Source organism: Clostridium sp. AWRP, from assembly GCF_004006395.2.
GTDB lineage: Bacteria > Bacillota > Clostridia > Clostridiales > Clostridiaceae > Clostridium_B.
In genome coordinates this window covers 3986138-4010317 of the sequence record NZ_CP029758.2, presented here as the reverse complement: position 1 = coordinate 4010317, position 24180 = coordinate 3986138, and the positions used below count along the sequence as shown (strand labels likewise).

21 protein-coding genes are annotated in these 24180 nt (G+C 32.5%); 17 read left to right on the top strand and 4 right to left on the bottom strand.

The features are described from left to right. The first annotated feature begins 80 nt into the window (after nt 1–80). The 15 genes from DMR38_RS18715 (at nt 81) to DMR38_RS18645 (ending at nt 15173) form a co-directional block, all read left to right on the top strand. Nucleotides 81–854 carry an AAA family ATPase gene (locus tag DMR38_RS18715; RefSeq protein ID WP_127722881.1) on the top strand — a complete coding sequence of 258 codons (774 nt, stop codon included), beginning with the start codon at nt 81–83 and terminating at the stop codon, nt 852–854. A gap of 18 nt (nt 855–872) precedes the next feature. Then, nucleotides 873–1817, top strand: a complete 945-nt coding sequence (gene acsD, locus DMR38_RS18710) for an acetyl-CoA decarbonylase/synthase complex subunit delta (RefSeq protein ID WP_127722879.1) — start codon at nt 873–875, stop codon at nt 1815–1817. A 38-nt stretch (nt 1818–1855) separates the two neighbouring features. Continuing rightward, nucleotides 1856–3208, top strand: a complete 1353-nt coding sequence (acsC, locus tag DMR38_RS18705; protein ID WP_127722877.1) for an acetyl-CoA decarbonylase/synthase complex subunit gamma — start codon at nt 1856–1858, stop codon at nt 3206–3208. Between the two features lie 110 nt (nt 3209–3318). Next, a complete protein-coding gene (gene acsE, locus DMR38_RS18700; protein WP_013240360.1) occupies nt 3319–4104 on the top strand; it encodes a carbon monoxide dehydrogenase/acetyl-CoA synthase methytransferase subunit in 786 nt (261 codons plus the stop codon). A gap of 45 nt (nt 4105–4149) precedes the next feature. Continuing rightward, the gene (gene acsB, locus DMR38_RS18695) at nt 4150–6276 is read left to right on the top strand and encodes an acetyl-CoA decarbonylase/synthase complex subunit alpha/beta (protein ID WP_127722875.1); all 2127 of its coding nucleotides are present in this window, start codon (nt 4150–4152) and stop codon (nt 6274–6276) included. 156 nt (nt 6277–6432) lie between these two features. Continuing rightward, nucleotides 6433–6807, top strand: coding sequence for a glycine cleavage system protein GcvH (gene gcvH, locus DMR38_RS18690; RefSeq protein WP_127722873.1), 375 nt, complete (start codon nt 6433–6435; stop codon nt 6805–6807). A 37-nt stretch (nt 6808–6844) separates the two neighbouring features. Beyond that, on the top strand, nt 6845–8779 hold the full coding sequence (gene acsV, locus DMR38_RS18685; RefSeq protein ID WP_127722871.1) for a corrinoid activation/regeneration protein AcsV: 1935 nt from the start codon (nt 6845–6847) through the stop codon (nt 8777–8779). 166 nt (nt 8780–8945) lie between these two features. Beyond that, nucleotides 8946–9140 (top strand): CooT family nickel-binding protein, encoded by a 195-nt coding sequence (locus tag DMR38_RS18680; protein ID WP_065079728.1) that lies wholly within the window; start codon nt 8946–8948, stop codon nt 9138–9140. Between the two features lie 23 nt (nt 9141–9163). Next, entirely contained in the window at nt 9164–9508 is a 345-nt protein-coding gene (locus DMR38_RS18675; protein ID WP_127722869.1) for a zinc transporter, read from the top strand. A gap of 150 nt (nt 9509–9658) precedes the next feature. Further along, nucleotides 9659–10294, top strand: coding sequence for a DUF3786 domain-containing protein (locus DMR38_RS18670; RefSeq protein ID WP_127722867.1), 636 nt, complete (start codon nt 9659–9661; stop codon nt 10292–10294). A gap of 17 nt (nt 10295–10311) precedes the next feature. Continuing rightward, entirely contained in the window at nt 10312–11154 is an 843-nt protein-coding gene (locus DMR38_RS18665; protein WP_127722865.1) for a formate/nitrite transporter family protein, read from the top strand. A gap of 198 nt (nt 11155–11352) precedes the next feature. Beyond that, nucleotides 11353–12804 carry an NAD(P)/FAD-dependent oxidoreductase gene (locus DMR38_RS18660; RefSeq protein WP_127722863.1) on the top strand — a complete coding sequence of 484 codons (1452 nt, stop codon included), beginning with the start codon at nt 11353–11355 and terminating at the stop codon, nt 12802–12804. Nucleotides 12805–12825: 21 nt separating this feature from the next. Continuing rightward, on the top strand, nt 12826–14091 hold the full coding sequence (locus tag DMR38_RS18655; protein WP_127722861.1) for an FAD-dependent oxidoreductase: 1266 nt from the start codon (nt 12826–12828) through the stop codon (nt 14089–14091). 1 nt (nt 14092) lies between these two features. After that, nucleotides 14093–14467, top strand: a complete 375-nt coding sequence (locus DMR38_RS18650) for a DUF1667 domain-containing protein (protein ID WP_127722859.1) — start codon at nt 14093–14095, stop codon at nt 14465–14467. A gap of 121 nt (nt 14468–14588) precedes the next feature. Beyond that, on the top strand, nt 14589–15173 hold the full coding sequence (locus tag DMR38_RS18645; protein WP_127722857.1) for a DUF1836 domain-containing protein: 585 nt from the start codon (nt 14589–14591) through the stop codon (nt 15171–15173). Between the two features lie 62 nt (nt 15174–15235). Here the strand turns inward: DMR38_RS18645 and DMR38_RS18640 are convergent, their stop codons facing one another. The 4 genes from DMR38_RS18640 to DMR38_RS18625 all read right to left on the bottom strand — a co-directional run bounded on the left by DMR38_RS18640 (nt 15236) and on the right by DMR38_RS18625 (nt 18530). Further along, on the bottom strand, nt 15236–15868 hold the full coding sequence (locus DMR38_RS18640) for a RusA family crossover junction endodeoxyribonuclease (RefSeq protein WP_127722855.1): 633 nt from the start codon (nt 15866–15868) through the stop codon (nt 15236–15238). Between the two features lie 450 nt (nt 15869–16318). Next, nucleotides 16319–17065, bottom strand: coding sequence for a lantibiotic immunity ABC transporter MutG family permease subunit (locus DMR38_RS18635; RefSeq protein WP_127722853.1), 747 nt, complete (start codon nt 17063–17065; stop codon nt 16319–16321). Next, complete coding sequence (locus DMR38_RS18630; protein WP_127724163.1) at nt 17066–17821, bottom strand: lantibiotic immunity ABC transporter MutE/EpiE family permease subunit; 756 nt, start codon at nt 17819–17821, stop codon at nt 17066–17068. It lies immediately after the preceding gene. 1 nt (nt 17822) lies between these two features. Continuing rightward, nucleotides 17823–18530 carry a lantibiotic protection ABC transporter ATP-binding protein gene (locus DMR38_RS18625; protein ID WP_127722851.1) on the bottom strand — a complete coding sequence of 236 codons (708 nt, stop codon included), beginning with the start codon at nt 18528–18530 and terminating at the stop codon, nt 17823–17825. Between the two features lie 435 nt (nt 18531–18965). Between DMR38_RS18625 and tsaD the strand changes: the two genes are divergently transcribed. After that, nucleotides 18966–19991, top strand: a complete 1026-nt coding sequence (tsaD, locus tag DMR38_RS18620) for a tRNA (adenosine(37)-N6)-threonylcarbamoyltransferase complex transferase subunit TsaD (RefSeq protein ID WP_127722849.1) — start codon at nt 18966–18968, stop codon at nt 19989–19991. A 662-nt stretch (nt 19992–20653) separates the two neighbouring features. Then, entirely contained in the window at nt 20654–24100 is a 3447-nt protein-coding gene (locus DMR38_RS18615) for a pyruvate carboxylase (protein WP_175413067.1), read from the top strand. Nucleotides 24101–24180: the final 80 nt, after the last annotated feature.

Genomic DNA, 24180 nt, shown 5'->3' with positions numbered 1-24180 from the left:
TTTTCTACATAAGAGGCATAAAATTTATAATAGGCTTTTTATAAGTAATCTGAAACACAGCAATATAAGGAGGTTGTACTATGGGATATAAAATAGCTGTAGCAGGTAAGGGTGGTACCGGCAAAACTACTTTGACAGGTCTTTTAATAGATTATTTGACAAAAAAAGGTTCAGGACCTATTTTAGCAGTAGATGCTGATGCAAATGCTAATTTAAATGAAGTACTTGGAACAGACATTGAAGAAACTATTGGAGAAATAAAAGAGGACGTAAATAGAAAATCACTTGAAGGGGATAATTTTCCTGGAGGTATGATGAAAGCAGATTATTTAAAGTATAAATTAAATGCATCAGTAGCTGAAGGAGACGGTTATGACCTTATCGTTATGGGAAGATCCCAGGGACCAGGATGTTATTGTTATGTTAATGGAATACTTAAAGCACAAGTGGATTCACTTTCTGGTAATTATGATTACATAGTAGTTGATAATGAAGCAGGAATGGAACATTTGAGTAGAAAACTTATAGATCCTATTGATACTCTATTTCTGATAAGCGATTGTTCCAGGAGAGGCATACAGGCTGTTGGAAGAATAAAACGGTTAGTTGCTGAACTAAAGTTAACAGTTGGCCAAATCTTCCTTATTGTAAATAGAGCTCCAGAAGGTAAATTGAATTCAGGAATAAAAGAAGAAATAAAAAAGCAAGAACTGGATTTAGTAGGAGTTGTGCCGATGGACCAAATGGTCTATCAATTTGATTCAGATGGAAAAGCATTAGTAGAGCTGCCAGAGGATTCTTCATGCAGAAAAGCATTGAATGAAATACTATCAAAAATTCAATTCAAAAATTAAATTAAGGAGGCATACATTATGTTCAAAAAACCAACACAAAAATTTTCAGGCAAAATTGGTGAAGTTGAAATTGGAACAGGAGAAAAAACATTAAAATTAGGAGGAGAATCAGTATTGCCATTCTATACTTTTGATGGAGATACAGGAAATACCCCAAAAGTGGGTATGGAAATTTTAGATGTATATCCAGAAGATTGGATAGATCCTTTAAAAGATATATATAAGGATGTTGCAAAAGACCCTGCTAAATGGGCACAATTTGTAGAAGAAAAATATAGTCCAGATTTTATATGCTTGAGGCTTATAAGCGCTGATCCAAACGGTACAGATGCTGCACCAGAAGATTGTGCTAAAACAGCTAAAGCAGTAGTTGAAGCTATAAAAACTCCATTAGTAATTGCAGGTACAGGAAACCATGAAAAAGATGCAAAATTATTTGAAAAAGTTGCTCAGGAAACTGAAGGACATAATATACTTTTAATGTCTGCAGTAGAAGATAACTATAAGACAGTAGGAGCTGCAGGTGTAATGGCTTATAATGACAAAGCTGTAGCTGAATCTTCAGTTGATATAAACCTTGCAAAACAGATAAATATTTTAATGAATCAACTTGGAATAGACAATACAAAGTTTGTTGACAACGTAGGATGTGCAGCAGGTGGATATGGTTACGAATATGTTATATCAACTTTAGACAGAGTAAAACTTGCAGCACTTGGTCAAAATGATAAAACTCTTCAAATTCCTATAATAAGCCCTGTTTCTTTCGAAGCTTGTAAGGTAAAAGAAGCAATGGATTCAGAAGAAGATTCACCACAATGGGGAAGTCAGGAAGACAGAACAATTTCCATGGAAGTTGCAACAGCATCCGGAATATTAGCGTCAGGAAGCGATGCTGTAATATTACGTCATCCAAAATCTGTAGAAGTAATTAGAAACTTTATTAAGGAATTATTAGGTTAATTAAAATTTATACTGGGATTAAATAAGGAGGATTAAAAATGGCTTTAACAGGATTAAATATATTTAAATTAACACCAAAAAAGAATTGTAAGGATTGTGGTTTTCCTACTTGTCTAGCTTTTTCAATGAAAGTAGCAGCAGGAGCCGTAGAAATAGGAAAATGTCCTCATATGAGTGATGAGGCAATGGAAAAATTAGCTGAAGCTACTGCACCAATTATGAAGACAATAACTATTGGTAAGGGAGATAATGAATATAAATTAGGTGGAGAAACTGTTTTATTCCGTCATGAAAAAACTTTTGTAAATAGAAATAGATTTGCAGTTGCATTTTCTGATAGTATGGATGATGCCGAAGTAGATGCTAAGATCCAACATATAAAAGATGTAGATTATGTTAGAATCGGTGAACAAATGAAAACCGAATTTGCTGCAATAAAATATGCAGGAAATAAAGACAAATATCTTGCTTTGATAAATAAAATAAAGGCAAGTGGAGTAAAGGTAGCTTATGCTCTAGTTTGTGAAGATGCAGCAGTAATGAAAGAAGCTCTTCCACTAGTTAAAGATGAAAATCCATTAGTTTATGGAGCTAATAAAGATAACTTCAAAGAAATGGTTGAACTTGTAAAAGGAGATAAATTAGCTTTAGGTGTAAAGGCAGACGGATTGGAAGCTCTTTATAGTTTAGTAGAAGAAATACAAAAATTAGGATATAAGAACTTAGTACTTGATCCAGGTGGAAAATCCATTAAAGAAGCTTTTGAAAATACAGTTCAAATTAGAAGAATAAATATTCAAGGTCAGGATAGAACTTTTGGATATCCTTCTATACTATTCCTAGATGAACTTACTAAGGCTGATAAATTTATGGAAGTAGCTTTATCTACATTATTTACTTTGAAATATGGCTCATTACTTGTTTTAAGTGATATGGATTATGCAAGAGCACTTCCTCTTTATAGTATAAGACAGAATGTATTTACAGATCCACAAAAACCAATGACAGTTGATTTGGGTATACATGGAATTAACAATCCAGATGAAAACTCACCAGTATTATGTACTGTTGACTTTGCCCTTACTTACTTCCTAGTTTCAGGAGAAGTTGAAAGATCTAAAGTTCCAGTATGGATGGTTATACCAGATGCAGGCGGATATTCTGTTCTTACATCTTGGGCTGCAGGTAAATTTACTGGTGCTGCAATAGCTGATGAAATAAAGAAGTGTGGAATATCAGAGAAGACTAAGAACAGAACTCTTTTAATCCCAGGAAAGGTTGCAGTTTTGAAAGGTGAATTAGAGGAACTTCTTCCAGACTGGAATATAGTAATTAGTAGTACAGAAGCTATGTTTATTCCTAAGTTATTAAAAGAGTTAACTGCTAAGTAGTAATTATTTAAGTAAAAAATAGGCAATGATTAAAAATTTTTAATTATTGCCTGACAATATAAATTAATACTATTTTATAAAGATTAAGGTAAATAGGAGGTCATCTGAACATGGATAAATTTATGATCATAGGCGAAAGAATTCACTGCATATCTCCATCTATAAGGAAGGCTATTGAGGAGAGAAATCCTGAACCAATATTTAAAAGAGCAAAAGAACAATTGGATGCAGGAGCTAATTATCTAGATTTTAATATAGGACCAGCAAGAAAAGATGGAGAAGAAATAATGCAGTGGGGTGTTAAGGCTCTTCAAAGTGAATTTGACAATGTTCCACTAGCACTTGATACAACAAATAAGAAGGCTATAGAGGCAGGACTTAAAGTTTACAATAGAGAAAAAGGAAAACCTATCATAAATTCTGCAGATGCAGGAGAAAGAATTGGAAATATAGATTTAGCTGCAGAGTATGATGCTATGAGCATAGCACTTTGTGCAAAAGAAGGAATAACAAAAGATAATGATGAAAGAATAGCATATTGTACAGAAATGCTTGAAAAAGGTATGGGTCTTGGAATGGAGCCTACAGATTTACTGTTTGATCCATTATTTTTAGTAATAAAGGGCATGCAGGATAAACAAAAAGAAGTATTAGAGGCTATTAAATTAATAAGTGATATGGGTCTTAGAACTTGCTGTGGATTAAGCAATGTTTCAAATGGAGCACCTAAGGAAATAAGACCAATAATGGATGCAACTTTTGCAGCTATGGCAATACAATGTGGTCTTACTTCTGCAATAATGAATCCATGTGATAAGAGATTAATGGAGACAATAAAGACTTGTGATGTTGTAAATGGTGCTGTTTTATATGCAGATTCTTACTTAGAGTTATAATTTAGAGTTATAATATATAATATTTTAAATTAGGAGGGGCTAAAAATGAATTTATTTCAAACTGTATTCACTGGTTCAAAGCAGGCTTTAGCAGCTGCTGAAGGCATAGTTAAGCAAGCTGTTGACGAGAAGGGTAGAGACTATAAAGTAGCATTTCCTGATACTGCATATTCATTACCAGTAATTTTTGCAGCTACAGGAAAAAAGATAACTAATGTAGGAGAATTGGAAGGTGCATTAGATATAGTAAGAAGTTTGATAGTTGAGGAGGAAATGCTTGATAAGCTTTTAAATTCAGGACTTGCAACAGCTGTTGCAGCAGAAATTATAGAAGCTGCAAAGTATGTCCTTTCAGATGCTCCTTATGCAGAACCATGTGTAGGATTTATCTCAGATCCAATAATTAGATCATTTGGAGTACCGCTTGTTACAGGTGATGTTCCAGGTGTAGCAGTTGTACTTGGAGAATTCCCAGATTCTGAAACTGCAGCAAAAGTAATAAAAGATTACCAATCAAAAGGATTACTTACTTGTTTGGTAGGTAAAGTAATAGATCAGGCTATAGAAGGCAAAGTTAAGATGGGACTTGACTTGAGGGTTATTCCACTTGGATATGATGTTACATCCGTAATTCATATTGTAAGTTTTGCTATAAGAGCTGCGCTTATATTCGGAGGAATTAAGGGCGGACAGTTAAATGAGATATTGAAATATACAGCAGAAAGAGTACCTGCTTTTGTAAATGCATTTGGACCATTAAGCGAACTTGTAGTTTCAGCAGGTGCAGGAGCTATAGCACTTGGATTCCCTGTACTAACTGATCAGGTTGTACCGGAAGTTCCTACATTGTTGTTGACTCAAAAAGATTATGATAAAATGGTTAAAACTTCATTAGAAGCTAGAAATATAAAGATAAAGATAACTGAGATTCCAATTCCGGTTGCTTTTGCAGCAGCATTTGAAGGTGAAAGAATAAGAAAGAATGATATGCTTGCAGAGTTTGGTGGAAATAAGACTAAAGCTTGGGAATTAGTTATGTGTGCAGAGCAGGGAGAAGTTGAAGATCACAAGATAGAAGTTATAGGACCAGATATAGATACTATAGATAAGGCTCCTGGAAGAATGCCTCTTGGAATGCTTGTTAAAGTAAGTGGAACAAATATGCAGAAGGATTTTGAGCCAGTGCTTGAAAGAAGACTTCACTATTTCTTAAACTATATAGAAGGAGTAATGCATGTTGGTCAGAGAAATCTTACTTGGGTAAGAATAGGTAAGGAAGCTTTTGAAAAAGGATTTAGATTGAAACATTTTGGTGAAGTAATATATGCTAAGATGTTAGATGAATTTGGTTCAGTTGTAGATAAATGTGAGGTAACTATAATAACTGATCCAGGTAAAGCTGAAGAATTGGAAGGCAAATATGCTGTACCAAGATATTCAGAAAGAGATGCAAGACTTGAATCATTAGTTGATGAAAAAGTTGATACTTTCTATTCATGTAATTTGTGTCAATCATTTGCACCTGCACATGTATGTATAGTAACTCCTGAAAGACTTGGACTTTGCGGTGCAGTTTCATGGCTTGATGCTAAAGCTACACTTGAATTAAATCCAACAGGACCATGTCAGGCAGTTCCAAAAGAAGGCGTGGTTGATGAAAATTTAGGTATTTGGGAAAAAGTAAACGAAACTGTTTCAAAAATTTCTCAGGGTGCTGTAACTAGTGTTACATTATACAGTATATTACAAGATCCAATGACTTCATGTGGATGTTTTGAGTGTATTACAGGTATAATGCCAGAAGCAAATGGTGTTGTAATGGTAAACAGAGAATTTGGTGCAACAACTCCTCTTGGAATGACATTTGGTGAACTTGCATCCATGACAGGTGGTGGAGTTCAGACTCCAGGATTTATGGGACATGGAAGACAATTCATAGCTTCAAAGAAGTTTATGAAAGGTGAAGGCGGACTTGGTAGAATAGTTTGGATGCCAAAAGAATTAAAAGACTTTGTTGCAGAAAAATTAAATAAGACAGCAAAGGAATTATATGATATAGATAATTTTGCAGATATGATTTGTGATGAAACTATAGCTACAGAATCTGAGGATGTAGTAAAATTCTTGGAAGAAAAAGGTCATCCTGCATTAAAGATGGATCCAATAATGTAGTAAAATTTTTTAAGTACTCAAATGATAGTGACAGGAGCAACTGTCACTATTGTTTTAATAAATGAATTATTGAGTTGAGAGTGTAAGTCTGAAATTTTGCATAAACCATTTACTCATCCAATTATAAAAAATTTAATTTATAAAGGAGTGTTACTTATGAATTTTCCAAAAGAATTAAAGTATAGTAAAGAACACACATGGGCAAAGATTGAAGGAGACACAGCACTTATAGGCATAAGTGATTTTGCACAGGATCAACTTGGAGAGATATTATTTGTAGAAATGCCAGATGTAGGAGATGAAATTACTCAAGGAGTTTCTCTTGGAGTTGTTGAATCATCTAAAAAGGCTTCAGATGTAATATCTCCATTATCTGGAGAAGTGCTCGAAATTAACGAAAAACTTGATGATGAACCAGAATATATAAATGAGAATGCTTATGATGCATGGATAGTAAAAATAAAAGTAAAAGATAGTGGAGAAGTTAAAAACTTAGTAGATGCTTCTGAATACGAAGCAGGTTTGAAATAAACAAAGGTTACTTTTCACAAGGAGGTATTCACAAAATATGGTAAAAGTTAAATTTACTCCATACAACAAAGAAATAGATGTTTTAGAAGGAGAAAATCTGCTGGAGGCTATAAGAAAAGCAGGTGTATTTATAGACACTCCATGTAATGGAAGTGGGTCCTGTGGAAAATGTAAAGTTAAAATAACAACTGGAAATGTTATATCAGAAGATAGCAGGCATATTACGGAAAAAGAAAAGAAGGAAGGATATGTGCTTGCCTGTCAGTGTAAGGTTAAAGAAGATATATCAGTAGAAATACCAGGAACTGCATCCTCTTCAATGCATGGAATGAAAATAGAAGATTTCTCAAGCAAGAGAGAATATGAAATATTTGAAAGAGCTAAAAATCAAATATTAAAATGTGGTATGGAATTTAGAACTTATGTAAGGAAGGATTATTTAGAGTTAGATCCTCCTAATTTAAATGATAATATATCTGATTTTGAAAGATTAAAAAGGCATATTAAAAATCATTTAAATTGTAATAATGTATTTTGTAGATTACCCATATTGAGGAAGATACCTCAGCTTTTGAGAGAGTCAGATTTTAAAGTAACCATAACTCATATACCTAGAGGAGTAGGTAAAACCACAATCATTGATATAGAAAAAGGGGATACGACAGATAAGATTTATGGAGTGGCAGTGGATATTGGTACTACATCTGTGGCAGCGTGCTTGGTGGATTTATACAATGGCGAATTAATTGCAAAAGCTTCATCTGGAAATGCTCAAATAAAGTATGGAGCAGATGTTATAAACAGAATAATGTATTCTACTAAAGGTAACGGACTACAGAAATTGAATTACGCAGTGATACAGGAAACGATAAATCCCCTCTTAAATAAGATGTATATGGATTCAGGAATAAGAAAGGAACAAGTGGTATCCTTTGTTACGGCTGGTAATACAACTATGTCTCATCTTTTTTTGGGGTTGTATTCAAATTTTTTAAGAATGGAGCCATATATACCTGCTTTTGTTAAGACTCCTTTTATAAAAGCTTCCGAACTAAATATAGAAGTTAACCCTGAAACATTTATATATTTGATCCCTTGTGTAGCAAGCTATGTAGGGGGAGATATAACTGCAGGTGTATTGTCTTCGGGAATGTGGAATACTGAAGATAATATACTATTTATAGATTTAGGAACAAATGGTGAGATTGTATTTGGAAATAAAGAATATCTGATGACCTGTGCTTGTTCTGCAGGGCCTGCCTTTGAAGGTGGAGAAATAAGTTGTGGAATGAGGGCATCAGGAGGTGCTATAGAAAAGGTTAAAATAGGCAGCGACTATGAACCTATAATTAGCGTTATTGGCAATGAAAAGCCTCTTGGAATATGTGGCTCAGGTATTATAGATTTAATATGTTCAATGATGTTTGCAGGAATTATCGATAGGAAGGGTAAAATAGTAAAAAATTTAAAAACTAATAGAGTTAGATTTGATGAAAACGGAATTGGGGAATATATTTTAGTTTTTAAAGAACAATATGATTTGGATAGAGATGTAAGTATAACAGATGTGGATATAGACAATTTTATCAGGGCAAAAGCAGCAATTTATTCAGGAATTACTACACTTTTAAATAACCTGGGAATGGATTTTACTATGATTGATAAAATCTATATAGCAGGAGGCATAGGAAATAGTTTAAATATAGGTAATGCTGTAAAGATAGGAATGCTGCCTGATATAGATCAGGATAAAATAAATTATATAGGTAATAGTTCTCTTATGGGATGTTATTTGACACTGATGAGTGAGGATGCAAGACACAAATTGGAGGAAATAGCAAATCATATGACCTATGTGGAACTTAGCGTAGATCCATTATATATGGATCAGTTTGTATCAGCTTGCTTTTTACCACATACGGATATAGAAAAATTTCCTACTGTTAAGAAACTTTTAGATAAGTCTCTTTAATCATATTGAAATTAATATTCTGACATTTTATCGTTATGTTATTTTAATAACATAGTAAAAGGAGTATACTTAAATTGAAGTTGATTTTTAACTTAGGGTAAACATTTATTTTGATATCAGAATTAACACCCTGTTTATATGTAAAATTTAAGAGGAGGTAATAAAAATGTGTGAATCAACAGCTTATTTGGTAACACCTGAAGGTGAACGTAAAATTATGGATTATGTAGTGGATATAATTCCAAAAGAAAATGGTAAGTTGTCATTGACAGACATTTTAGGAGAAGAAGAGATAATAGAAGGAATGTTAAAAGAAGTAAGACTTTTGGAGCATAAGATTGTAATAGAAAAGGCAATGTAGCTATTGTATAAGGAGGTACTAGAATGAACAACGAACATGAATGCTACCACCATCATGACGATACACCTCATACTCATGAACATTATCATGATGGTGTAGCTCATACTCATACACATGTTCACGATGATGATCACCATCATACACATGAAATGTTAGATGGAGATGAAAGTAAGGAAGAAAAGACATTAAAGATACTTTTGGGTCATTGGGTGGAGCATAATAAATCCCATGAAGAAGGATTTGCAGAATGGGTAGAGAAATCGAAAAATATGGGAAAAGTAGAAACTTCACAATTTATTGAAAAGGCAATCGGATTTATGAAACAGGCTGACAATATGTTGGAAGAAGCAGAAAAGCATATGGAATAGCTTAGATTAAAGTTTGTTAAACAACTTCAATTTTATGAAAAGATATGGGATTGAAGTTGTTTAGTACTATATACCATCTATGAGGAGATTATATAATTATTAGAAAATTAAAAAAATAATAATGCTATTTGTTTTGGAGGGATGTAATAGATGTACGAGAATGGTATAGACAAAAAACCAAAGGATCAAATACCCTATGATCACTATAAAAGTGTATTTAAAAATTTTAAACCTGAAGAAATGGCAAAAAATACAGGGTGCGTATACAATGAATCCAGAGGAGCGATAGAAGTAAAGTTGATGGGGAAAAATGTAATAGTAAAATATCCTTCCGGTGAGGTTCTTAATGAGGATGGTTCTGAAATAGAAAAATATCCTCCTAAGACTTTAATTTTGAGATATCTGATGCAGGGCAAAGGATTAGCACCTTCTGATAAATATATAACTTATAGAGAAGTAGATGGGGGAAATGTATATTATAGTAATTTTTATGGGAGATGTCTATTAAGATTATCTAAAACTTTTGGAAACAATATAAACAAATTTAAAGAAGTGTTTGAAAGTCTAGGAGCTCAAGAAGTAAGCATGGGGGATGCTGCTTATAAATTTAGATTTTTAAACAACATATATGTTATTTTTGCATTATGGGAAGGTGATGAAGAATTTGCACCTTCGTCCCAGATATTATTCAATAGTAATGTGCCATTTTATTTTACGGCTGAAGACTTAGCTGTGGTAGGAGACACATCTATAGGAATTATAACAAATTTAGCATATAAAAAATAAGAGATGGGGGTCTCGAAATGGAAAATAATATGTTAAAGCCAAATGAAATATGTAATGCTGCTGTAGGAGCGGGGTGTTCTAAAGCAGCACTAAATACTTATCAACAAGCAGTACTTGGAATACTCGCGGGGGCGTTTATTGCATGTGGTGGTGTTGTTTCTGCAGTTGCGTCTCATGGCATAGCGAATGTTGGAGTTGCAAAGTTTGTAGGAGGAGCTGTTTTCCCGGTAGGACTTATATTAGTAGTTATATGTGGAGCAGAACTTTTTACAGGAAATTGTCTTATGGTTGTACCACTAGTTGGCAAAGAGATAACCTTTAAGCCTATGATTAAAAACTGGATAGTAGTTTACATATTTAACTTTATAGGATCGGTTCTTGTAGCTTTTTTAGTATTTGAATCAGGGACTTTTGGAATGAGTAGTGGAAAGCTTGGTGGAACGGTTATAAAAGTAGCTTCAACTAAAACATCACTTTCTTTTGGTAGTGCTTTCTGCAGTGGAATAATGTGTAATTTTTTAGTATGTCTTGCAGTGTGGGGTGCTTTTGCAGCTAAAGATATAATAAGTAAGATTGTAATAATATGGTTTCCTATAATGACTTTTGTAACTTGTGGATTTGAGCATAGTGTTGCCAATATGTACTTTTTAACAGCTGGACTTTTTGCAAAATCCAATGCTTCATTTGTAGCAGCATCAGGAATTTCACAAGATAAAATAGTATCTGCAGCTGGAATAGTTCATAATTTAATACCTGTAACTTTAGGTAATATAGTCGGAGGATCAATATTTGTTGGGTTAGCATATTTTGTTGTTTATAAATATAAATCTTCTAAACCAAAGGAGAGCGTATATAGATAAGGTATTTTTATACCCTTGATTGTTATTTAATTATCATTCTTTATTCTTGAATAGTGTGATTGCATATGTTAAACTTAATTTAATATTAAGAAATATGGTTATAACAGAGTAAAAAGAGAGCCAAAATTTTAAGACATTTAATTGGTGCCTTAGGTTGGCTCTTTTTATTTTTTACTACTATATAAGGAGGAATATTCAGTGTTTGATGTTACTATCATAGGAGCTGGAGTTGTTGGAAATGCTATAGCAAGAGAATTGTGTAGATATAAACTTAATATATGTGTGATAGAAAAAGATTCTGATGTGGGAAATGGTACTAGCAAAGCAAATAGTGGTATAGTTCATGCAGGGTTTGATGCAGAACCAAATACGTTAAAAAGTAAACTAAATCTAATTGGAAATAGCATATTTGATAATCTTTCCAATGAATTGGACTTTACTTTTAAAAAAGTTGGTTCATTAGTACTTTGTTTTAATAAAGCTGAAGTAAAAGATCTGGAGAAATTAAAGCAACAGGGGATTGTAAATGGAGTTCCTGATCTAGAAATAATAGGAGGGAATAAAGTAAGAGAACTAGAACCCAATATATCAAAGAAAGCAGTTGCTGCACTATATGCTCCAACGGGAGGAATAGTTTGTCCTTATGAAATGACCATAGCACTGGCTGAAAATGCAGCTGTAAATGGAGTGAAATTTAAACTAAATACAAGAGTAATATCTTTAAAGAAGGGTAAGGCATTCTATGTAATAGAAACAAATAGAGGAAATATAAAAACGAAACTTATAATAAATGCAGCAGGATTGTTTTCAGATGAGATTAATAATATGATAAGTGATAGAAAGATTAAAATAATTCCAAGAAAAGGGGAATATTGTTTATTTGATAAGACATCAGAACATACAGTTTCAATGACTATATTTCAAGTGCCTACTGAGAAGGGAAAAGGAGTTTTAGTTACTCCTACAGTAGATGGAAATTTGCTTATAGGGCCTGATGCAGAGGATATAGAAGATAAAACAGATTTAACTACTACAAGTAGAGGGGTAGATTTTGTGCTTTCCAAGGCAGCTTTAAGTGTAAATAAGTTGCCAATGAAACAGATCATAACTTCCTTTTCTGGCCTTAGAGCACATAGTGTAGAAGGAGATTTTATAATTGGAGAAGCAGAGGATGCCGAGAATTTTATAAATGCTGCAGGTATTGAATCACCGGGTTTAACTAGTTCCCCGGCTATAGCAGAAATGGTTAGAGATATTGTAGTTAGTAGGTTAAAACCGGAAAAGAACGATAAGTTTAATCCTATAAGAAAAGGAATACCTAAATTTAGAGAAATGACAAATGAAGAGAGAAAACGTATGATTGCCAGTAACCCAAAGTATGGTAAAATTATATGTAGATGCGAAACTGTTACAGAAGGAGAAATACTAGATGCCATAAGGAGGCCTCTTGGTGCAAGAACATTGGATGCTGTGAAAAAGAGAACTAGGTCAGGTATGGGAAGATGTCAGTCAGGATTTTGCTTACCGAGAGTAGTTGAGATTTTGGCAAGAGAATTGAAGATCTCACCACAAGAAGTAACTAAGTTTGGAAATCATTCAAATGTATTAGTAGGAAAAGATAAACAGAGTTCTTGGCATCAGATAAATTAGAATGATTTGGAGGTTTAAAATATGCAAGAATATGATGTAGTAATAATAGGAGGCGGGCCTGCAGGTCTTGCAGCTGCTATATCAGTTAAAGAAGCAGGTATAGATAATATACTTATACTAGAGAGAGAAAATGAGCTAGGAGGAATATTAAATCAATGTATTCATAATGGATTTGGTCTTCATACTTTTAAGGAAGAATTGACAGGACCTGAATATGCTCAGAGATTTATAGATAAGGTAGAAGATTTAAAGATACAATATAAGTTAAATACTATGGTGCTTGATTTAAGTAAGGATAAGTGCATAACGGCTGTGAATGAAGAAGAAGGTATAATTGAAATAAAGGCTAAATCTATAATTTTATCTATGGGATGTAGAGAAAGACCAAGAGGAGCCATAAATATACCGGGAAGTAGATGTGCTGGAATATATACAGCGGGGGCAGCTCAAAAATTTGTAAATATAGAAGGATATATGCCGGGAAAAGAAGTTGTAATACTTGGTTCTGGAGATATAGGTCTCATAATGGCAAGAAGAATGACACTTGAGGGAGCAAAGGTAAAGGCAGTTGTGGAACTCTTACCTTATTCTAGCGGGCTTAAGAGAAATATAGTGCAGTGCCTTGATGATTTTCAAATTCCACTGAAGTTAAGCTATACTGTAATAGATATAAAAGGAAAGGAAAGAGTGGAAGGCGTGACTATTGCTGCAGTAGGCAAAGATAGAAAGCCTGTCAAGGGTACTGAAGAATATATACCTTGTGATACTTTGCTTTTATCCGTTGGACTTTTGCCGGAAAATGAACTTTCGAGAAAAGCTGAAATAAAGTTATCTGATGTAACAGGAGGACCTATAGTTGATGAAAGTTTAGAGACTAATGTAGATGGAATATTTGCCTGTGGGAATGTATTACATGTTCATGATTTAGTTGATAATGTAACATTAGAAAGCATAAATGCAGGTAAGAATGCAGCTAGATATGTAAAAGGTGTAAAAAGATTTAGCGGACATGAAATAGAAGTTATAGCTGCTAGTGGTGTCAGGTATACAGTACCAAAGTATATAAATCCTAAAAATGTAGAAAAATCAGTAGATGTTAGATTTAGAGTAGGGGATGTATTTAAAGATAGTTTTATATCAGTTTATTTTGATAAGGCGAGAGAAATGTATATAAAAAAGAGAATACTTACTCCCGGAAAAATGGAAACAGTTAATATTAGTAAAGAGCTGCTGAATAAATATACGAATTGTAGGGAGATAACAATAAAGCTGGAAAGGGAGAAGTAGTATGAATACAAGAGAATTAACTTGTATAGGATGTCCTATGGGATGTCAGCTTTTAGTTAAGCTCAACGAAGATAAAGTTGTAGAAGTCACTGGAAACAATTGTAAAAATGGAAAAGAGTATGGAGAAAAGGAATGTACTAATCCTACTAGAATAGTTACTTCTTCCGTATATGTAGAAGGTGGAGAAATAGATGTACTTCCGGTTAAAACGGAAAGGGACATCCCTAAAGACAGGGTATTTGATTGTATAAAGCTGCTCAAGGGGAAAGTTGTTAAGGCACCTATTAAAATAGGAGATATAATAGTAGAAAATGTAGTAAATTTAGGAGTAAATATTATAGCTACGAAAAATGTAAAAAGAAGTAAGAGAATCTAATCTCTTTACTTTTTTTGATACAGCAAGCAAACAGTAGTGTAACAGTAAATAAATATTATTCTAGAAGAATATGTTATAATAATATTAAGAATTTACTGGAGATAAAGCTAGGAGGTATAATATGGATAAAATTACATTAGATGAATTGACAAATCAGCTTGGAAACTTTACACAGTTAAAACTTGAAAGCATACCAGATATAGATTTATATATGGATCAGGTAACTACTTTTATTGAAGAAAAGTTAGGATATTTAAAGAGAAATAAGGAAGATACGGCTATTACTAAAACTATGATAAACAATTATACTAAAGCAGGTATACTAATGCCGCCTAAAAAGAAAAAATATTCTAAGCAGCATATGATACTTATTATATTGACATATTACTTAAAACAAATTTTATCCATAGGTGATATACAGAGCTTATTTTCTTCTCTAGCTGAATCTATAAAAGAAGGAGAAGATCATACAAAAGATTTAGATAAGATATACCAGGATTTTTTGAAAATAGAAAAAATTGAAATTGAGAGTTTTGTAAAAGATTTTAAATCGAAAATTACTGAGAATGATACTTTTGATTGTAATGGCAAAGAACTGGAACAGGATGAAAATAAACTTATAACAGTTGTAGTTATGTTGATTGTAAGGGCGAATATAGAAAAGAAAATGGCGGAAAGTATAATAGATAATTTCTTTGGAAAATAAATTGTGTACATAAACTTGCAGACTTGCAAATTTATGTACAAGTACAATAAGAGTTTAAAAAATTATTTAAATAGTTTATTAAAACAATCTTTGCAAATCATGACTGTACCTTTGTTTGCAGATATTAGTTCACTACTACTTACTGATTTTTGGCAAATTTCACATACGCGATGTTCATGCTCCTCATGGAAACTTGATGTTTTTTTAGTGTTTTTAAAGCTTCTTTTCTTATTTGGAGGAGGTGAGTAGTTTATAGGTTCATCTATGGTATCTTTTTTAAAAACATTGTAGCTCATGTCATAAGTACTCTCACCAAATAACTCCAGTTCAAATCTAGGATAATCCTGATCATAATGTTCTTCTATGATTAATCTTCTAATTTGGGCATCATTTATTATGAGCCCACTTTTTTCAATACCATCAAATATACTTTTAGTTATGTTGTTGGTATCAGGGTGTCTTTTTTTACTCTTATAGTATACTTTTAAAAGGGCTATAAGGGATTCTTCTATAACTAGTCCAGGATTTTGACTCCTGCATTCATAAGCTATTTCTTCTTCATAGAGGGCATATCTGTCGTGATATTTTCCAGAATTATAGGGCAATATGGCTCTTCCATTTACGTTAAACAGCTTAAAATTTGATTTGGATATAGGAGAACCTTTTACTATAATTTTTGCATAAGGTTTGATCATATTTATTTCTCCAGTATATAAAGTTTAGATAGTTCAATTTATCACATATGAAATTTTGACTTAATATAAAAAACTTGTGAAGCAACTTTTTTAATTAATAGTTAAGAATAAAGAATTAATAGTTAATGTGGATTTTTTTCCGTTACACTACAAAAAATCTTTGATTAAGCTTTTCATCACTCGTTTTGCTAAAACGAAACATTGCTGATTTATATAAATTTAAAGATTTTTTGCGACAGCTAAAAATCATCCTTTATTATTAATTTTTCATTATTAATTCTTAACTTGCCAAGCTTTGCTTCGCAATATTTTTAAAATGTGAAAGTTGAGTTAAATAATAATATGTCTATATTATACCATATGCATGAATTTTAAGTCCCGGGAAATAATTATGAAGTACAATGGAGTGCGTAAGTTTTATAAATGAATTTGTAATACTATTACGTCCTTTTAATTTTCACTTCTTCCCTCAAAATAGTTATACCATAAAAAGCTTATTAAAAATAACAAAATAGTCGCAATTAAACAAATATATATCCCACTATGAAATTCATTTATTAAAAACAAATGCTTACCATTATCAATTTTTAGACTAATATAATAACCAGGTATTCTACCTCCCCAGCTGCAAGGAGTCCATTTCCAAATTCCATCTCCAAGTCCTGTAAGCATAAGGGCAGTAATAAAACTTTCTGCTATTCCAAGTCCTATAGACGCTCCACTTCCAAATCTAAAACTACACAACAAATGCAATAAGTATAAAAAGATTTCACAAAACAATAAAATTAAAGTCATCTTCCCATAGAAGACTGCATTAAATACATTTTTATGAACTAAAAATTCTAATCCCAAACCTAAAATACCAATAGCTACAATTAAAGAACCTAATCCCATAAGAAGCAGCATACACAATTTGCTGAAAAATTTAAGCAGTTTATGCCTTGCCATCAAAATTTCCTGAAAATTTCCTGCATCAGCTTCCTGTTCTACAACCATGGCACAGACAATTCCAATTATAAGCGGAAATCCCGTTGATAAGACTTCTGAAACAGTGTCTATAGTTGCAGGCAATGATGTGTAATATGATGCTACAAATAGCATTGAAATTAATATTGGAACTATAATGTGTATCCATATTATTGGAGTATGACGTATTTTCTGAAAATCTGATCTTATAAGTTTAAAAAGTTTACCCATTTATTTTGCCTCCTGTCCTTCATACCATTTTGTAGTTAAAATTGTAAGTATTACAAATAAAACTACTGTAATTATAATTCCAGGTAAAATAACACTATGTGATAATAACTCAGGTTCAAATCTTTTACTTCCAGGAACAGCTGGAAGTCCATTTGGAAGTATTTTCACAATTGGACACATTAATCTAGCTGGAATTGCATATGGTATTAACCATAATACTTTTTTTAGAGAAAATATTACCGCCCCTAATTCATATGCAGCAATATTAATTAATATTGTTGGAAACATTCCAACTTTACTTCCGAGAAACAAGCAAAGAGGTACCTGCCATAAAAAAGTAATGACTAAAACTAAACTCCCTAATGCTGAGTTTGTTATTGGAACTCTTCCTTCTGGATTTTGAAAAGGAAGAACATTACCAATTACTACACCTCCAAATAAATGAATTATAGAAGCAATAGCAATCATAAGCACACACACAAGTATCTTGGATATCCATACTTTTTTAAGATCTACAGGAAGTGAAAGCACTGCCATGTTTTTCATTTTGTTGTCTTTGACAGCAACTAATGTACATAACAAAGATACCATTCCTGGAAGCAGTATTGAGTACCACCAGTTATACATGTTTATTTGAAAATATGAAAGTTCTAGTGCCAATGCAGAAAGTATTGTAAAAATTGGTGCCAGAAAAATAAGCTTTCCTATAAATGTATGCTTTATTTTCAAATATTCTGATTTAAAATAAGCTTCCATACTATTCACCGTCCCTTCTATATTTTCCAGCAACTTCTATAAACAATTTTTCAAGATCTTCTCCCTTTTTCATATCTCCCTGATATCCTAAAATTCCACCTGAAATAATTCCAATTTCTTGAACTACCTGTTCAACTTCACTTAGTATGTGACTCGACAATATCACTGTAATCCCCTGCTTCGGAAAAGATCGAATCAATTCACGAAGTTCCTGTATACCAAAAGGATCCAATCCATTAGTGGGTTCGTCTAGAATTAAAAGCTTTGGATTGTTTAAAAGAGCAATTGCAATTCCAAGCCTCTGCTTCATTCCCATAGAAAATTGCTGTGCTCTTTTTTTACCTGTATTTTTCAAATCAACTATTTCAAGAACTTCATCAATTCTTTTATCAGGTAGTCCCAAAACTGTAGTACGTACTTTTAAATTTTCCTTTGCAGTAAGATTTCCATAAAGGGGTGCACTTTCAATTAGCGCTCCCACATTTTTCAAATCATTTCTGCTCCAGTTATGGCCTTCAAAAAAGATTTCTCCACTACTTTTATGCAGCATTCCAGTGATCATTTTTAGTGCTGTAGACTTTCCTGCTCCATTTGGTCCAAGAAGCCCATAAATAGAATTTTTTTTGACTTTAAGTGATATATTGTTCACTGCCATTTGTCCCTTGAAATTTTTACAGAGATCTTTAGTCTCTAAAATTAAATCATTCATTGTAATCATCCTCCTGTTTGATTACATAGTAATTTATAATTATAAAGATTTTATAAAGATGCACCTCTGGGGTGCAATTTTTCCCAATGTTACTATACTATAAAAAGGATAAGTAGTATAATTCAATGGTAGCTAAACAAGTGGATTAGAGACAAATTTTAATAACTCAACTTTCGCACATATAAAATATTGACTTAATATAAAAATATTGCGAAGCAATTAATTCACAATGCACGATGCACAATTTACAATTAAGGATGATTTTCTTCCGTTAAAACTTCAGAAAATCTAAAATATAGTATTATTGAAGCAAAGCTTCAATAAGCTTCAAATTTAAAATTTTTCGCAGCACAGCGGAGAAAAGTCTACCGAAATTGTGCATTGTGAACTGTGAATTGTGAATTTATTATATGAAATGTAGGAAGGTAAGAAATTATGGAAAGAGATATAAAAATACTTGCTATAGAGAGCAGCTGTGATGAAACTTCTGCAGCTGTGGTGGTAAATGGAAGAGATGTTTTGTCTAATATAATATCTTCGCAGATAGATATACATACGAAATTTGGAGGAGTAGTGCCAGAGGTAGCCTCAAGGAAACATATAGAGGTTGTAAGTCTTGTAGCACAGCAGGCTATTGAAAAGGCTGGTATTACATTTGATGATATAGATGCTGTAGGAGTTACTTATGGACCAGGACTTGTAGGGGCACTCCTTGTAGGACTTCAGTATGCAAAGGGTTTGGCTTATGCACTTAACAAGCCTTTAGTAGGAGTAAATCACATAGAAGGTCATATAAGTGCTAATTTTATACAATATAAAGATTTAAAACCTCCTTTTGTATGTATGGTTGTATCTGGAGGGCATACTTATTTGGTGTATATGAAGGACTATGGAAAATTTGAGGTTATGGGTCAAACTAGAGATGATGCAGCTGGAGAAGCCTATGATAAAGTTGCAAGGGCTATTGGACTTGGATATCCAGGAGGACCTAAAATTGATAAGTTAGCGAAAGAAGGAAATCCAGATGCAATTAAATTCCCTAGGGCAAATTTTCATGATGGAAGTTCCCTTGATTTTTCCTTTAGTGGGTTAAAGTCTGCTGTGTTAAACTATTTAAATCAAAAAGAAATGAAAAATGAAAACATAAATAGAGCTGATGTAGCAGCGTCGTTTCAAAAAGCTGTAGTGAGCTTTTTAGTAGACAATGCTATGAAGGCATGCAAGTTGAAAAATGTAAGCAAAATAGCTGTAGCAGGAGGAGTAGCTGCAAATAGTTGTCTTAGAGAAACTTTAAAAAATGCAGGTCATGAAAAGAATATAGAGGTTTTATTCCCAGAGATTATATTATGCACGGACAACGGAGCTATGATAGGAAGTGCTGCATATTTTGAGTATATGAAAGGGACTAGAAGTCCTCTAAGTTTAAATGCAATTCCAAATTTAAAACTAGGAGAAAGATAGAGAAGTTATAGAGTCCCTAAATAAAAATTTGATATATACAGTAGAATATGCTGCCAAGTTTCACCACCGTAAAAACTTTTAATAAGTCTAAAGCTCGGTATTTTGAAAATCTAAAGGACTTAGATAAACTCGTACCTCAGACAATATCTAAGTCCATAAGATTTTCTAAAATACCTCGCTAAGACTTGTGGAAAAGTTTTTAAAGGTGGTTTAAATTTTGGCAGCATATTTACTTTGTATAAGTTGAAATTTCAATTAGAAACTCTATTACGTTGAATAATTTACCACAATATATTGAGTAGCATAAATAATATATAGAATATACTATTTACAAAATGCATTACACGATATATAATAAATGGTATCGATATTGATTTTCTGTATGAAGAAAAATTGCAAATAACATACTAATATATATATTATCAAACTGTAAACTATAGATAATAAATTCCATTGTAACGTATACATACAGTATTCACATACTATACAACAAAATTTAAAAAATAAAAGTATTATGCAAGGCAAAAAAAATAAAAATTCAATTGAAATAATTTTAATACTTATATATAATAGTAATGTGACTCAGATATTTAATAGTAAATATTAATAAATATTAATGAATATTAATATTTATACAAAATATATAATTTTTATAAAAGGGGATGGCGTATTTGTTAAAGAGGTTTAAGAGGGTTCTTGTAGCGAATAGAGGAGAAATAGCCATAAGAATATTCAGAGCATGCAAGGAATTGGGAATAACTACTGTAGCGATATATTCAAATGAGGATAAGAGATCTCTTTTTAGAACTAAAGCTGATGAATCCTATATGATAGGAAAAAATAAGGGACCTGTAGAAGCATATTTAGACATTGATGAAATAATAGATATAGCTTTGAAGAAAAATGTAGATGCAATACATCCGGGTTATGGATTTCTATCAGAAAATCCTGAATTGGCAAAAAAATGTAAAGAAGCAGGTATTGAATTTATAGGGCCTACATCAGATATGATGGAGATGCTCGGTGATAAGATAAAATCTAAAATTGTTGCAGAAAAGGCTGGGGTTCCAACAATACCAGGAGTTCAAGAGGCTATAAAGACAGAAGAAGAAGCTCTAAAATTTGCTAAGTTCTGTGGATATCCTGTTATGATTAAAGCAGCTGACGGTGGCGGCGGCAGAGGAATGAGAATAGTAAGGGAAGAAAAAGATCTCATAGAATCCTACAACAGTGCTAAAAACGAATCTAGAAAAGCTTTTGGTTCAGAAAAAATATATATTGAAAAATATATTGAAAGTCCAAAACATATAGAAGTGCAGGTACTCGGAGATAAGTACGGCAACATTGTCCATCTATATGAAAGAGATTGTTCTATACAGAGGAGACATCAAAAGGTTATAGAATTTACACCATCTTTAGCTCTCTCAGAAGAGAAAAGACAACAAATATGTGAAGATGCTTTAAAAATTGCAAGAACTGTAGGATATACAAGTGCAGGTACCTTGGAGTTTTTGGTTGATAAAAACGGAAATCACTATTTCATAGAGATGAATACTAGAATTCAGGTAGAACATACTGTAACTGAAATGGTTACAGGAATAGATATAGTTCAAGATCAAATACTTATTGCAGAAGGGCATTCACTTGATTCTAAGGAAATAGGAATAAAATCTCAAGATGATATAGAGTTAAAAGGATATGCAATACAATGTAGAATTACGACAGAAGATCCTTTAAATAATTTTGCACCAGATACAGGAAGAATAGATATGTATAGAACTGGTTCTGGATTTGGTATAAGACTTGATGGAGGAAATGGATTTACAGGTGCAGTAATAAGTCCTCATTATGATAGTTTGCTAGTAAAAACGGTATCTTGGTCAAGAACTTTTGAAGATGCCATAAGAAAGGCAATAAGGTCTATAAATGAGACTGTTATATCAGGAGTAAAGACAAATGCAGACTTTATAATAAAAGTGTTAAGTCATGAAAAGTTTATAAAAGGTGAATGTGATACTAATTTTATTGAAGATAATCCAGATTTATTTGATATAAAACCAAAACTAGATAAAGAGATGAGTGTACTTAAATTTATAGGAAATAAAGTAGTAAATGAGACTCGTGGAAAAAAGAAAAAATTCAATATGCCCATTATACCAAAAGTGGAAGAAAATGTTAAACTAAGTGGAACAAAGCAAATACTTGATAATAAAGGAGCAGATGGATTAGTTGATTGGATAAAATCACAAGATAAGCTTCTTATTACAGATACTACTATGAGAGATGCCCATCAGTCACTTATGGCAACTAGGGTGAGAACTAGAGATTTGCTTAAGATAGCAAAAGCCCAATCAGTATTGACAAACGATCTTTTCTCCATGGAAATGTGGGGCGGAGCAACTTTTGATGTAGCTTATAGATTTTTAAATGAATCTCCTTGGGAAAGACTTGAAAAACTTAGAGAAAAAGTACCTAATATACTATTCCAGATGCTCATAAGAGGAGCTAATGCAGTAGGATATAAGAACTATCCTGATAATGTTATTAGAGAATTTATAAAACAATCTGCAGCTTCAGGCATTGATGTATTTAGAGTATTTGATGCTTTAAACTGGCTTAAAGGAATGGAAGTTTCTATAGATCAGACATTAAAGGAAGGAAAGATAGCTGAAGCATGTATGTGCTATACAGGAGATGTATTAGATGACAAGGAAGATAAATATACACTTCAGTACTATGTAAACTTAGCTAAAGAAATAGAGAAAACTGGAGCACAGATTCTTGGAATAAAGGATATGTCTGCCCTATTAAAGCCATATTCTGCTTATAAACTTGTAAAAGCACTTAAGAATGAGGTATCTATTCCAATACATCTTCATACTCATGATACTACAGGTAATGGTGTGGCAACAGTACTCATGGCTGCCGATGCAGGACTTGATATAGCTGATACTGCATTCAATAGTATGTCTGGGCTTACTAGCCAGCCAGCTTTGAATTCAATAGCAGCAGCACTTAAAAATACACCTAGAGATACTAAGTTAGATGCAGATAATCTTCAAAAAATATCTAACTATTGGGAAGATGTAAGGCCTATATACAGTCAGTTTGAGTCAGGACTTAAGTCAAGTACTGCAGAAATATACAAGTATGAGATACCAGGAGGTCAATATTCAAACTTAAAACCTCAGGTTGAAAGTTTTGGGTTGGGAGATCGTTTTGAAGATGTAAAGGAAATGTATAAGAGAGTTAATAAAATGCTTGGCAACATAATTAAAGTAACTCCTTCTTCAAAAATGGTAGGAGACCTGGCTATATTCATGATACAAAATGATTTAGATGAAAAGAATATTTATGAAAAAGGTAAGAATTTAACTTTCCCAGATTCTACAATTTCTTACTTTAAGGGAATGATGGGTCAGCCTATGGGAGGATTTCCAGAAGAACTTCAAAAAGTAGTTTTAAAGGGAGAAGAACCTTTTACAGTAAGACCAGGAGAACTTTTACCACCAGAAGATTTTGCCAAAATAAAAGAGTATTTAACTAAAAAATATAAGAGAGAATTTAATAATAAAGAACTTATAAGCTATGCTATGTATCCTGATGTATATGAAGGTTATCTTAAATTCTTAAGTGAATATGGTGATCTTAGCAGAATGGAAAGTGAAACATTCTTCTATGGACTTGCGGAAGGAGAACTTTGTGAAGTTGAAATAGGAGAAGGAAAGAGTTTATTTGTACAGTTATTAGAGATTACAAAAGTTGATGATGAAGGATACAGATTCTTAGTATTTGAGGTAAATGGTATTAAGAGAGACATAAGGATAAAAGATAACTTGGCTTTCTCTGGATCAGGAATAAAAGAAAATTCATGTGTTATGGCAGATGAAGATGATGAAAAAGAAATAGGATCAAGTATACCTGGAAACATTGTTAAAGTACTTGTAAAACCAGGAGATAAAGTAGAAGAGGGCCAGAGCTTAATTGTAATAGAAGCTATGAAAATGGAAACAAATGTTTCAGCTGCTGAAGCAGGAGTAATTGATGGAGTATTTGTAAAAGAAGGCCAGCGAGTTAAAACTGGAGAACTTTTAATTAAATTAAAATAGGATAAATATTATTAAAGGTACTATTAGAGTTTCTAATAGTACCTTGTTTTTTAATACTCTATAGCTTAACTTCACTAACT